Origin of the sequence: Paenibacillus sp. FSL R7-269, assembly GCF_000517865.1 — a bacterium.
Classification (GTDB): Bacteria; Bacillota; Bacilli; order Paenibacillales; family Paenibacillaceae; genus Paenibacillus_AQ.
The window spans coordinates 105,057-117,730 of the sequence record NZ_ASPS01000011.1; the positions used below are offsets into that span (position 1 = coordinate 105,057).

Sequence of the window (12,674 nt, forward strand, 5' to 3'; positions counted from 1 at the left end):
TGCCTAGTGCTCCTGGTGTCACTAACGTCCCCGCGCCCCCGCTCACTTCCTATTCCGCGCACGGTATTGCTGCGGAGTGGTGCCGACGACCCGCTTGAACAGGTTGGAGAAGCTGCCGAGGCTGGTGTATCCGACCTGCTCGGCGATATCGGTAATCTTCAGCTCGGTCTCCTCCAGCAGTTGCTTGGCCTTCTGCAGCCGCTCCTGTATGATCACATCTGAGATCGACAGCCCGGTCTCCTTCTTGAACAGCCGCGACAAGTAGGCCGGGTTCAAGTACACATACGCGGCCAGCTCATCCCGGGTGATCTCCTCGCTCAGACGCGAGCGGATATACTGCCGGATCTTGGTGACTGTGGCCGAGGATACGTTATTGCTGGTCTGCAATAAGCGCATTACGGCTCGCAGGCATTCCAGCGCCCAATGCTGGAGCGAAGCGGAATGCTTCGGATAATTCTCCTTATCCATCAAGGGCTTCAGCTCGGCTGAGGCGTGTGCGGATAAGCCTTTTTTGGCGAGAACGGTGTGTACAATGAACAGGATGCCGTGAATAAGCTGACGGTGCAGTTCACTTGTCCAGCGGCCAGGCTCAATGCCCGAGAACCACAGGGTCACACGGCGCTCCAGCTCCTCCAGCTCGCCAAGCTCCAGGAGGGTCGCCCACTCTCCGAAGATGTGCATAGGCGCTGCCTGAGGCCCCGGCGCAAGCGGCAGATCTCGGCCATACGCCTGATCCTCCGGTCCGAACACCTGACGCGAACGGTTCAGGTTGCGTTGTTCCCGTTCAGTGACATCCGTATATGCGCTCATGATACCGGACAGAGGGACGCCCGCGCTGATGTAGATCGACAGGGAGCAATGCAGCAGCCGCCCGCAGGTATCCAGGAAGGTGCGGCCATTCTGCTCCAGCGTATGCCGGACGGCCTTCATATCGCCACGCACGTAGATGACCGCCAGATTATGGCCGACCTGATCCTGCAGCACGGTGCCTTCCAGCCCGCTTAGCAGCAGCTCATCGGCCATATTGCGCAGCGCATATTCCATAATCGTCTCATCCCGTGCACTAAGGTTCTCCTTCCACTGCTCCAGCCCCAGCAGAGCTAGGAAGTAGCGGTCCCCGGGCTGCAGATCCAGATTGTAGGTGTTCGCCGGAAGGGTGAGCGATTCCAGCACGGGCGCCGCCCGCTGGCTGAGAATATCCTGCCAGAACCGTTCCACCAGTAGCGGCAGCTGATGCTCCCACTGTCTCCGGTATTCCTGGATCAGGGTCTCGAACTGCTGCTGCTCCTTCTGCTTGCTGATCTCAGCGAGCGCCTCACGGGAGATCTTCATCAATTCCTCATAGTCTACCGGCTTGAGCAGATAATGGAAGGCACCGTGATAAATCGCGCGCTGGGCATACTCGAAATCGGCATGGCAGGTCAGCATAATCGTCAGCGTACCGGGAGCAGATTGCTTCACCCAGGCCAGCAGCTCAAGGCCGTTTCTGCCCGGCATTTCGATATCGCAGATCAGCAGATCTACGGGCTTCTGCTCAAGAATAGCAATTGCCTGATCCACATTCTCTGCCAGACAGACATCCGACACGCTAAGCGCGCTCCAATCCACCCCCTGCTGGAGGCCGAGCAAGGCGAAGTATTGGTCGTCAACGATTAGAACTCTGTACATTGAACGTCACAGCTCCTTTTGAACGGGTAGTCTGATTTCCACAACCGCGCCTCCGTCTGGAGCATTGTGGAAGGTAAGCCGTGCCCGGTTGTTATAGAACATCAGCATGCGTCTGTATACGTTCCATATTCCCAGATGGCGGTCTGTCGGCTTGCGCTCATACACGCCATGATTGAGCATGTCGAGCTGAGCTGCGGAGAAGCCCGGCCCGGAATCGCGGATCTGAATGGTAATGCAGGAATTTCCGCTCTCCCCTGCATCTTCACTGACGGTTATGCCAACGTTGAAGGGCTTCGAATTGTTGATGAATCCATGCTTGATCGCATTCTCGACGAAGGGCTGGATCAGCAGCGGCGGAATCAGTGTAGACTCAAGCTCCTGCGGAAGCTGCACCTCATAAGACAGCTTGTTGGGATACATGACCATCTGAATCTCGATATAATTCTGAATATGACCCAGCTCGCCGCGCAGCGGAATCCAGGCGTCATTGGTATTCATAATGAAGCGGAAGTGGGAGACCAGATGTCCGATCATCTTTTTGATCAGCGCATATTGCTTCAGCTCTACCAGATGAAAGACGATATTCAAGGAATTCATGAAAAAATGAGGATTGATCTGCGCCTGAAGATGCTTCAGCTCGGCCTGCTGCACCTTCATCTGCTCCTCATACACATCAATCTTGAGATTACCGATCTGCTCCGCCATCTGGTTGAATTGCATCGTAATGATCTGGAACTCTCTGCTGTTGCCATCCTTCAGCCGGTATTCCAGCTGCCCCTTCCCCAGGATGCGCATCCCGCTGGTCAATTGCTGGATAGGCTTGAACACCAGCCTGCTGAGCAGAGCCAGCAGAATAACCATTACGAGGATAATGACGAAAGGAATGACCTTGATGATCCGCTGGAAGATCGGCAGCTCGTCCAGAATCGATTTCTCGTCAAGCAGGAAGAAGACATTCAGATTGGAATACTGCGAAGGCTTGTCAATCAGCAAATACGAATTGCCGTTACTCAGGCGAATCGAGGCATCCACCGGACGGTCAGGACGGCCCAGCTGGTTGCGGATGAGCGCAAGATCTTCACTGGCGAACTGGCCCCAGAGCAATTTACCGTCATTGTCGATCATGCCCACCTGCCCGCTGCCTCCGGTAGACTCCAACTGGGTCAGCGGCTGGGCCAGAGAATCGATACTGACCAGTACCCCCATGAGAAGCCGGCCGCTCTTGTCCGGCAGCACCTTGAATAACACCGGCTCTCCGCCGAGAGTCACAGTCTCCCACTTCAGGGAGGCCTGGAGATTAGGGGCCTTGAGGTGTGAAGACAGCCCGGAGGCAATGACCTCCTTCTCCTGGTAATACTCTCTCTGGCTGCTGAGGAATAATTCATCCCGGTCCTGATGGTAGACGAAGACACTGCGGATAATGGTGTAGTAGCTGACATCGCTGTACCACTGGTCCATCAGCTTACGGATGGACAGATAATAATTGACGCTGTCGGGCCCGCTGTCCGAATAGAGCTCCAGCAGCATGTTCTCATTGGCGGTACGCAGCAGATAATGGCTGGTCTGCTCCAGCAGCTCATCGAGAGTACCTAAGTGCAGGGTCAACGTGTCCGAAGCAGACTTCGCAACCTTCTCCCGGACAATGTTGGTGGAATAGAGATTGGTGTAGGAGAGAAAGAGGAACAGCGGCGTGACCAGCAGCAGGACAAGGGCACTCACTTTGAATCGCAATGATAGTTTCACAGTCATCCCCCTTATCCTTAGGTACATTTACACGCTGAGCGGCAGGAAAGGGGAAGGACGGCTGCCGTCCTTCCCCTTAGCTTAAAATATAAGAATTTGTATGTTCCACACGACAACTTATCCTTATATTTCTCGCTGACACGATACCGTCCTTAAAAGGACGGCATAGTCGTTTCCACTTGTTTGTTTAGGATTGTTTGGCCTTCCAGGCATCATATTGCTTCTGAACCTCGGCTCGGATATCCTCAATACCGTTTGCCTTCAGCTTATTATTGTATTCCGTCAGCACCTTGTCTACTCCCAGGCTGCCCGTTTCCAGCAGCGGGCGGAATTCCTTGATAATATTGCTGACCACAGAGACCTGTGTTTTGACAGCGTCGGTATTGAAGTTGAAGCCGAAGGACTTCACCTTATGGGCACTCTCGTTATAAGCCTTGAACTTCTCCCATTTATCGGCACTTTCGCCTTCCCACAGATAGGTTATGGTCTGGTTGCCGAACATCCATTCAATTCCCGGTGCCCAGCCGGTATCGGCACGGGTAGCAATGCCGTCAGGCAGCTTGATGAAGTTGTCCTTGCCTTCTACCTTGACATACTGCCGGCCCTCTACGCCGAAGTCAATCAGATTGACCAGAACGGGGTCGGTATGCAGCAGGTTCAGCAGCATCATCGTCCGCTCGGGATCAATCGAGGTGCGTCCGATGGCCATCATGGAGTTGCTGACGCTGGCTGTGCTGATCTCGGGTTCATTCCCCTTCAGCTTCACCAGCTCAATGCCGGTGGCGATGGAATCTTCCTTGTCGGAGTCCGGCTTGTCAGAACCGAATTTCATCCAAGTCTTGCCGGCCTTGAAAGCGTCTTCAGTACTGGTCTTAGTCGTTGCCGCATCCTTATTAATGTAGCCCTTGCTGAACCAGTCGCCATAGAGCTTCATCCGGTAGATCGCGGTGTCGGACTCCATCGAGCTGATCACCATCTTATCGGTCTTGGTATCCAGGACGATTCCGGCAGGAGCGCCTGCCACCAGCTCATAACGGAAGTTCTCCTTCATGCTCTCTTTGGTCTTGTCGAAGTAGCCCAGGGTATCCGATCCGCTGCCGGATAGCCAGATAGGCGCGATGGCCGGTTCCTTCTCCTTGATCGTCTGCAGCCATGGCTCCAGGTCCTCCAGCGTCTCAATTGAGTTCACATCGAAGCCGTATTTATCTACCAGATCCTTGCGGAACATAATGGTATGGCTCTCGCCGATTTCCTTATTGGTAGGAATCGCATAGATTTTGCCGTCAACCGTTCCGCCGTCAAGGAAGCGGGGATCAAGGGTGTCCTTGATGCCTTGTCCATATTTGGCTAACAGATCATCCAGCGGGAGAAATGCGCCTTTGGCTACGTTATTGGCGAAATCCGCCCAGTTCGGAGCAAAGGTCAAATCGACCTGTTCACCGGATTGATAGGCTAGTGCCATCTTCTCGGCCCAGGAGGACCAAGGGAGTCCCTGGAAGTCAATCTCGGCGTTGATTTTTTCTTTGAGATACTTGTTGATCTCGTCCACAACCGCCTTGGTATCATTTTGCGGGAAATTCCCGACCGTGTAAACTTTCAGCTTCCGGAACGTTGAGGTGTCAGGATTAGTGCTGCCTTCCGTGCCTGCTGTTGTAGCTGCTGCTGTCGATTCTGCCTTGGAAGGTGCGGATGCACCTGAATTGCCCCCGCCGCATCCGGTAATGCCCAGTATCACGGCGGTTAGGGCAGCAAGCACCGCGCCCGAGCTTCTGGTTGTTCTCATTTGTATGAACCTCCTCAATGATAATTAGATCATATATTCTAACCGGCATTTACGCCAGAGCTAGACCAATTAACCTTTGATCGCACCAATCGTGAGGCCTTTGGTGAAGTACTTCTGGAAGAACGGATAGATGAACAGAATCGGACCAATCGACAGCACAACCATGGCCATCCGCAGACTTTCGGTCGGAACGGATTCCTGTACCATCAGGGCGACACCGGTGCCGGCAAGCTGGGTTTTGAAGAATTCGGCTTGGCGGATCATCTGAATCATGACGTACTGCAGCGAGAACTTATTGGTGTCATTAATGAATAGCATGGAGTTGAACCAGTCATTCCAGTACATCAGCGTAGTGAACAGTCCGATGGTCGCCAGCACAGGCAGGGAGATCGGCAGCACCAGCTGGAAGAAGATCCGCCACTCCGAGGCCCCGTCGAGCTTGCCGGATTCAATCATCTCCTCCGGAATCGTCTGCTGGAAGAAGGTGCGGGTGATGAAGATATAGAAGGCATTGGACAGGCCGGGCAGAATCAGCGCAACCAGCGAGTCCTTCAGATCGAGATAGTTCACATATAGCAGATAGAAGGGGACAAGCCCTCCCGAGAACAGCATGGTGATCAGCAGGTAGAAGTTGAATGTCTTTTTAAAAGGAAAATCCTTCCGGTAGAGCGGATACGCATACAGCGCAATCAGCAGCACGGCCAGAACAGTTCCGATAAGGGTAACGGTCAGGCTGACACCATAAGCCTTAACCAGTGTCTCCGAATGCTTGAACAAATATTGGTACGCGGACGCGTCGATATGATCGGGCCAGAACTTGTAACCCTGCAGCGTCAAGGCCTTCTCGTTGGTTAAGGAGATAGCGACAATGAGCAGGATCGGCAGGATACACGCCAGGCTGAAGGCGATGAAGAATACATTCAGAATAATCTGGGCGGTAGTAGAGCCTTTGGTATAAGGGTTGCTTCGGGATGCAGTAGTCATTAGAATCCTCCGTTTCTAGAAAAGCGCCGTATCGCGGTTCAGCTTACGGGCCAGAGCGTTCGCGCCGATGACCAGGAAGAAGCCGACGACAGATTGATAGAAGTTCGCCGCAGAGGACATCCCCAGGTCATTGAGCTGGATCAGGCCCCGGTAGACATAGGTGTCGATGACGTCCGTAGTCGAGCGCAGCGCACCGGAGTCCAGGGTCACATGGTAGAACAGCCCGAAGTCAGAGCGGAAGATACCGCCCATGTTAAGAATCGTGAGAATCACCATGATCGGCGTAAGCAGCGGCAGGGTAATCTTGGTAATCTGCTGCCATTTGCTGGCCCCGTCCATCACCGCAGCTTCGTACAACTCTTCGCTGATGCCGGTGATGGCTGCAAGGTAGATGACACTGCCGATCCCGATGGAGTGCCACATTTTGGTGATCCACAGAATGTAAGGCCATGCGTTAGGATGCATATAAGCGTTCACCGAGGAGTAGCCGAACATCGGCAGAATATGCTTGACCAGGAAGCCGTACTCCGGGTGCAGGAAGGCATAGACGATGAAGCTGACCACGACCATGGACAGGAAGTTCGGCATAATCATCACGGTCTGGAAGAACTTCGAGGCCAGCTTGTTACGCACCTCATTGATCGCAATCGCCAGCGAGACGGAGAGAATAAGGCCTGAGATAATGAAGACCACATTGTAACCCACGGTGTTGATGGTCACCCGCAGGGCGTCAGAGGTGGCGAAGAGGAACCGGAAGTTATCCAGCCCGGCCCAGGGACTGCCCATAATGCCATCAATGTAGTTGATGTTCTTGAAGGCAATGAATAATCCGAACATCGGAATATAGCAGTTGATGAAAAAGATAATCGACGTGGGCAGCAGCATCAACAGCAGCACCCGGTATCGCACGATATTGTGCAGCAGACGGCCGAAACGGCCCTGGGGCGGTGGCGCTAGCTTGGTGTTCATAGCTTGTGGTGCAGGATTTGCCATAAGTTCTAACCTCACTCTACTTGTTCTGGATGAATTTATTATAGTAGAGCGGATGAACGGAATTCTTTCTTGTAAATGACTCTGTTTATTCAAAAATGACTTTTATGCAGAGACGCTATTTCTGTACTTATGTCACAAACTAGCAGCCGGGAAGCGTTATTCTTGTATATTCTTCAAAAGCAAAGGAGAAAAGCTATGTACACGATCAGCTTAAATACGATGAAGAAAGCAATTATAGCAACAGCAGTAACCGCTGTACTCGGAGGGACAGTTGTCGGCGGGGGATACTCTTTACCCGTAGCGGCGGCAGCCGATGTTAACAAGGATAATAAGGCGGGCAGCGTGTTCGCGGCCAGCGATAACGCCACTCTGAAGGCGATTGTTCAGAAAAAGCTTGCTGCCGCCCCGAATCAGGCCGTGACCCAGGAGGGGGTAACCCTGACACTAACCGATCTGACCTATGACAGTAATCAATTTATCGCAGGCATCCGGCAGGACGGAGGGACGGTGGACAAGAACGGTTCTTTCCTAGACCAGACCAGGAATGTGGACGTGTTAATCAATGGGAAAAAGCTGTTGTACGATACTTCCATCAGTACAAATCCGGAGGATACGGACACAGCCTTGATCTATCTGAATAAGGGCGCGATGAAGCAGCAAATCCCGGATAAATTCGACCTTACGCTGAAGACTTACGCCAACGGGGTGAAGGAGCCGTTTGTTTTTAAAGTTCAAGTGAACAAGCTGGGGACCCTCTTAAGCTTGAAGCCGGGCGTCTCCAAGAAGAACAGCACATTCAGCTACACAGTGACATCCTTCCAGATGACCCCGTTAACAATGTCTCTGCAGGTGAGCTTCAAGGGCGCAGTTCCGGCGGCGGCCAAGTCCAAGGTGAGCCCGGAGAGAATGTTATATGACCTTGTGGATGAGAAAGGGAATGTGAGCTCGCCGTGGGGCAAGCCGTTTGAGAAGGTTAAGACAAGCGGTACTGAGGAGCAGAACTACGGTGCTTTTCCGGCCGTCCCGAAGACCATTAGTGTTAAGCCGTTTACGTATGCCAAGGATGCCAGCGGGAAAATGTTCAAGGACAAACAGGGCCAATGGGCTAAAACCTATTATAAAGATCTGGAAACCAAAATTACGGTTAAATAACAAGCGATGTAACTAATGTTATTGACAGAAGTCTGGGCTATGAATAGAATTGACAAATATTTAGATGAAGTCCGCTTCAAATAATTAAATATTCGCAAGCTATGAAGGCTATGGATCACACTATAGCTGGAGCAGCTTCTGGAGAGACTGCGGGAGACCGCAGCGCCGAAGGGTTCACAATCTCAGGCAAAAGGACAGAAGAGTACCGGATTTCTATTTCCCTGGCTGATTCCCTTCAGCGTGGGCAGATAGCTTATTTGGAACCTCTTATGAACCGGGAGATTGGATGATATCCAGTCTCCTTTTTGCGTATTTTCAGCATTGTATACATTAAGGGGGAAACAGGTATGGCACAGACAGAATTAAAAAGAGAGCTTGCAAACCGGCACGTCCAGCTTATCGCCATCGGAGGTACGATTGGCACAGGTTTATTCCTGGGATCGGGCAAGGCAATTCAGCAGGCCGGGCCCTCCATCATGCTTACGTATCTGATCGTGGGAATCGCCGTGTTTTTTGTGATGCGTGCGCTGGGGGAACTGCTGCTCTCGAAGGCGGGGTATCAATCTTTTACAGACATTGCTGAGGATTACTTGGGGCCGCGCGCGGCATTCATTACAGGCTGGACCTACTGGTTCTGCTGGATTATGACGGCGATGGCCGATGTGATTGCAGTGGGCGTCTATGTGCAGTACTGGTTCGATATTCCGCAGTGGGTACCGGCCGTGATCTGCCTGATCATTCTGCTCGGACTCAATCTGCTAACGGTCAAAAGCTTCGGGGAACTCGAATTCTGGTTTGCTCTGATCAAGGTAGTTACGATTCTGGCTCTGATCGGCCTGGGGATTGTCCTGCTGGTGACCCAGTTCAAGACGGATGCAGGCTCAGTGTCGGTCCGCAATCTCTGGGAGCACGGGGGCGTATTCCCGAACGGGGTGAAGGGCTTCCTGTTCTCCTTCCAGATGGTGGTATTCGCTTATGTCGGCGTGGAGCTGGTGGGGGTATCGGCAGCGGAGACGGCGAATCCTGAGAAAAACATCCCGTCCGCGATCAACAAAATTCCGCTGCGGATTCTGTTCTTCTATGTAGGCGCGCTCTTCGTGCTGCTGTGCATTAATCCCTGGACCCAGCTTAGCGCGTCTGAAAGTCCGTTCGTGCGCACCTTCAGTCTGGTCGGGATTCCGATTGCTGCGGGAATTATCAATTTCGTGGTCTTAACCTCGGCGGCCTCCGCCTGCAACAGCGGGATGTTCTCGACCAGCCGGATTCTCTACAATCTGAGCAGAAGGAATCAGGCCTCCCCTCAGCTCGGCAAGCTGAACCGGAATCATGTGCCTGCGAATTCCCTGTTTATTTCTACTATAGTAATCTCTGCCGGAGCGCTGCTCAGCAAGCTTATTCCGGGTCAGGCCTTCGGCATCGTGACTACAATCAGCGCCATTTGCTTCATCTGGGTCTGGGGCGTTGTGCTGGTCTGCCATATCAAGTATAAAAGGAACCGCCCGGATTTACATGCCGCTTCCAAATTCAAAGCGCCGTTCACCCCGGTGATTAACTATGCTGTCCTGACGCTGTTCGCCGCCATTCTAGTGATCATGCTCTTTGCCGACGAGACCCGTCCGGCGCTGCTGTTTACTCCGCTCTGGTTCATTCTGCTGTTCGTTCTGTACTCCATCAGAAGCCGTAAGGAGAAAAACGAACAGGAAATCAGTATAATCAATACATAAACTGATTTCAGGATGAAGAGGGTGCAGCCGCCGCATGAACAAGACAGACCGCATGTTAGCCATCGTACTGGAGCTGCAGCGCAAAGGGGTCGTACGGGCAGAGGATCTGGCGTCTGTCTTCGAGACTAGTGTAAGAACCATCTACCGCGATATCCAGGCGCTTAGTGAAGCCGGAGTGCCGGTGGTAGGAGCTACAGGTCAGGGATATTCACTGGTAAAGGGGTATTTCCTGCCCCCGGTCAGCTTCACAGCGGAGGAGGCTGTGACTCTGCTGATCGGGACGGATTTCGTGGAGCAGCGGTTCGATACGGAGTATGGTAACCGGGCATCCGCAGCAGGCAGGAAGATTGAAGCGATTCTGCCGGGTGATGTCAAGGAGAATGCTGCCCGGCTCCGCCAGAGCATCCTGCTGCTGAGTACCAGTAAAGATAAGCTGCAAGGACAGGAGAAGGAGTACATGGAGCAGATCCGCCGCGCGATTCTGGATCAGCGGAAGATCAGCTTCGGGTATACGAAGGGCAGACAGGAAGCTGACGGAAGTCACCGGAGTATCCGAACCGCCTCGCCGTATGGACTTGTCCTGAACAGAGGCGCCTGGACCCTGGTCGCCTGGTGCTGGCTGCGGCAGGAAATCCGTCATTTCCGGTTATCCAGAATGAGCGGGCTTACCGTTCTGGATGACCGGTTCGAAGTGCCTGCGGATTTCGATCTGCACGAGTATCAGCCGGAGGATGACCGCCATGTACGCGTGTGTATTTTGGTGCATCCCGAGATAGCTGACAAGGCGGCTGAATCGAATAACTTTTATCTGGAGGCCGTGGAGGACCGGGCAGACGGCAGGCATATGACCTTCCGCGTACGCCAGCCCGGGGACCTGCTGCAATGGGTGCTTGGCTGGGGAGCGGGGGCGGTTGTCCTGGAGCCGGAAGCCTTGCGGAAGCTTGTGCGGGAGGAAACGGCGAGAATGCTGGAACGCTACTGACATAACGTTGTCAGGAGCGGTTGTGTATATTCAGGTCAGACCTTAAGAATAAAGGAGTTGCCTGAATACTATGAATATGAATACGAAGATTACGGAAGCCTTACAGCAATTTGAAAAGACTGCGAATCACTATCTTATGGAATTAGATACCTTCAGTATGGAGCAGCTGCTGCGGCAGCCTGCCGAAGGAGAGTGGTCTCTCGGGCAGATGGTTCAGCACTTAATACAATCGGCGCTGTACATGCAGCTTCGTAATATCGATCAGTGTCTGGCCGGGGACGGGCAAGCGGCGGGGAAGGAAGCAGAGATGACTCCGGATGGTAAAGCGGTTTTTGCCGGGGGCAGCTTCCCGCCTGTACGCGTTCATGTTCCGCCGTCACCGCAGTATACGCCGGTGCAGCCGGAGAGCAAGGAGCAGCTGATCCAAGGCCTGAACACAGTGATTGAGCGGATGCGCGAGACCCTTCCGAAGCTTGCGCAGGCACCTGAGCACAGCACCGCCCCTCATCCCCGGTTCGGCCCCTTGTCTGGGGCAGAATGGTATCTGCTGATTGAGATGCACTACCGCCATCACTTGCTGCAGCTGAACCGGTTGAAGGATTTCATAGGATCAAGTGTTGCGCAATAGAAGAACGCCAATAAGCCGAAGCCTGTCAGTTGTAACTGAGGGCTCCGGCTATTTTGCTACACTGATCACGTCGAGGGTTCACGTGCCCAATGTGATCGAAAAACCGACCACAATGGTCAATTTTTAATTATTCATTTTTGAATAAAGGAGGTTTGTCGCAACATGTCGAACTTAACTCTTGATTTCGCTGTACCCTGAAGCTAACTGAATAAAAGGAGATCCGCACCTATGAAAAACATCGTACGCTCCCTTGAAGATATAATAAATCTCGCGCCCGTTCTGAAAGCTGCTTTTCCATACGATATCTCGATTGCCGTCTGTGATACCGAGAAGTTTCTCGCCTATTACCCCGGGGATTCCATTGATCTGGGGATTCGCGCCGGGCAGATTATTCACGCGGACGAACCTCTGTATCACGCACTGAAAAATGATGAATACTCAAGGGCCAATGTTCCCAAAGAGTATTATGGATACGAATTTGTGGGTACGGTCCTTCCGGTACATGGAGAGGATGAACGTGTCTGCGGGGCGGTCTGCATTCAGGTGCGCAGACAGACCGAGCTGCGGGAAATTGCTGACCGGCTTCTCTCAGAAGCTGCTGGTCCAGTCAGAGACCACTGCTGCAAGTGTCCACAAAAGCGATGAAGTGCTGGCCGTTCTGAGGAAGGTCGCCGACCAGACGCATCTGCTTGGAATTAATGCGGCTATTGAGGCCGCCCATGCCGGAGAGAAGGGCCGGGGCTTCGACATTGTCGCCAGAGAAATCCGCAAGTTCTCACAGGAGACCGAGCAATCCGCGCAGCGGATACGGGACACCCTGCGGGAGATCCAGACAGCGATGAAGGGAATCGGCCAATCCATCGGTCAGATTGCCTCAGTGGGGCAAGAGCAGGCAGCTTCAACGCAAGAGATGTCCAGCTTCATTGAGGAGATCCGGGCGATGTCTGAGCAGTTGAACCAGTTCGCGCAGAAGCTGTGAGGGCAAGTGTGGAAGCTCCCTGCATAGTCCCGCGAATC

At 53.2% G+C, this 12,674-nt stretch carries 11 protein-coding genes and 1 riboswitch; of the genes, 6 read left to right on the forward strand and 5 right to left on the reverse strand.

The window, feature by feature from the left end:
- Nucleotides 1-42 precede the first annotated feature (42 nt).
- The 5 genes from C162_RS04505 to C162_RS04525 all read right to left on the reverse strand — a co-directional run bounded on the left by C162_RS04505 (nt 43) and on the right by C162_RS04525 (nt 7,171).
- On the reverse strand, nt 43-1,668 hold the full coding sequence (locus C162_RS04505; protein WP_036691682.1) for a helix-turn-helix domain-containing protein: 1,626 nt from the start codon (nt 1,666-1,668) through the stop codon (nt 43-45).
- A gap of 6 nt (nt 1,669-1,674) precedes the next feature.
- Nucleotides 1,675-3,411: a sensor histidine kinase gene (locus tag C162_RS34085; protein WP_162174440.1), complete on the reverse strand. Its 1,737-nt coding sequence runs from the start codon at nt 3,409-3,411 to the stop codon at nt 1,675-1,677.
- Nucleotides 3,412-3,598: 187 nt separating this feature from the next.
- A complete protein-coding gene (locus C162_RS04515) occupies nt 3,599-5,194 on the reverse strand; it encodes an ABC transporter substrate-binding protein (protein ID WP_036691684.1) in 1,596 nt (531 codons plus the stop codon).
- A gap of 69 nt (nt 5,195-5,263) precedes the next feature.
- Nucleotides 5,264-6,178, reverse strand: coding sequence for a carbohydrate ABC transporter permease (locus C162_RS04520; protein WP_036691686.1), 915 nt, complete (start codon nt 6,176-6,178; stop codon nt 5,264-5,266).
- A gap of 15 nt (nt 6,179-6,193) precedes the next feature.
- Nucleotides 6,194-7,171, reverse strand: coding sequence for an ABC transporter permease (locus tag C162_RS04525; protein WP_235218350.1), 978 nt, complete (start codon nt 7,169-7,171; stop codon nt 6,194-6,196).
- Between the two features lie 195 nt (nt 7,172-7,366).
- On the opposite strand from C162_RS04525, the gene C162_RS04530 reads away from it, so the two are divergent.
- From C162_RS04530 to C162_RS34960, 6 genes are all read left to right on the forward strand, one after another.
- Entirely contained in the window at nt 7,367-8,323 is a 957-nt protein-coding gene (locus C162_RS04530; protein WP_036691688.1) for a DUF5643 domain-containing protein, read from the forward strand.
- 128 nt (nt 8,324-8,451) lie between these two features.
- A riboswitch (glycine riboswitch) is annotated at nt 8,452-8,531 on the forward strand.
- A 139-nt stretch (nt 8,532-8,670) separates the two neighbouring features.
- On the forward strand, nt 8,671-10,047 hold the full coding sequence (locus C162_RS04535) for an amino acid permease (RefSeq protein ID WP_036691689.1): 1,377 nt from the start codon (nt 8,671-8,673) through the stop codon (nt 10,045-10,047).
- A gap of 34 nt (nt 10,048-10,081) precedes the next feature.
- Nucleotides 10,082-11,029, forward strand: coding sequence for a helix-turn-helix transcriptional regulator (locus tag C162_RS04540; protein ID WP_036691691.1), 948 nt, complete (start codon nt 10,082-10,084; stop codon nt 11,027-11,029).
- A 76-nt stretch (nt 11,030-11,105) separates the two neighbouring features.
- Nucleotides 11,106-11,657: a DinB family protein gene (locus C162_RS04545; protein WP_036691765.1), complete on the forward strand. Its 552-nt coding sequence runs from the start codon at nt 11,106-11,108 to the stop codon at nt 11,655-11,657.
- Nucleotides 11,658-11,885: 228 nt separating this feature from the next.
- Nucleotides 11,886-12,302, forward strand: a complete 417-nt coding sequence (locus C162_RS36840) for a hypothetical protein (protein ID WP_051493228.1) — start codon at nt 11,886-11,888, stop codon at nt 12,300-12,302.
- A gap of 1 nt (nt 12,303) precedes the next feature.
- Complete coding sequence (locus C162_RS34960; RefSeq protein ID WP_051493229.1) at nt 12,304-12,636, forward strand: methyl-accepting chemotaxis protein; 333 nt, start codon at nt 12,304-12,306, stop codon at nt 12,634-12,636.
- The last annotated feature ends 38 nt before the right edge of the window (nt 12,637-12,674 follow it).

Excerpts from the sequence above, each read along its gene's own strand:
- C162_RS04505 (WP_036691682.1), bottom strand. The coding sequence starts at position 1,668 with ATGTACAGAGTTCTAATCGTTGACGACCAATACTTCGCCTTGCTCGGC.
- C162_RS04515 (WP_036691684.1), bottom strand. The coding sequence starts at position 5,194 with ATGAGAACAACCAGAAGCTCGGGCGCGGTGCTTGCTGCCCTAACCGCC.
- C162_RS04520 (WP_036691686.1), bottom strand. The coding sequence starts at position 6,178 with ATGACTACTGCATCCCGAAGCAACCCTTATACCAAAGGCTCTACTACC.
- C162_RS04525 (WP_235218350.1), bottom strand. The coding sequence starts at position 7,171 with ATGGCAAATCCTGCACCACAAGCTATGAACACCAAGCTAGCGCCACCG.
- C162_RS04530 (WP_036691688.1), top strand. The coding sequence starts at position 7,367 with ATGTACACGATCAGCTTAAATACGATGAAGAAAGCAATTATAGCAACA.
- C162_RS04535 (WP_036691689.1), top strand. The coding sequence starts at position 8,671 with ATGGCACAGACAGAATTAAAAAGAGAGCTTGCAAACCGGCACGTCCAG.
- C162_RS04540 (WP_036691691.1), top strand. The coding sequence starts at position 10,082 with ATGAACAAGACAGACCGCATGTTAGCCATCGTACTGGAGCTGCAGCGC.
- C162_RS04545 (WP_036691765.1), top strand. The coding sequence starts at position 11,106 with ATGAATACGAAGATTACGGAAGCCTTACAGCAATTTGAAAAGACTGCG.
- C162_RS36840 (WP_051493228.1), top strand. The coding sequence starts at position 11,886 with ATGAAAAACATCGTACGCTCCCTTGAAGATATAATAAATCTCGCGCCC.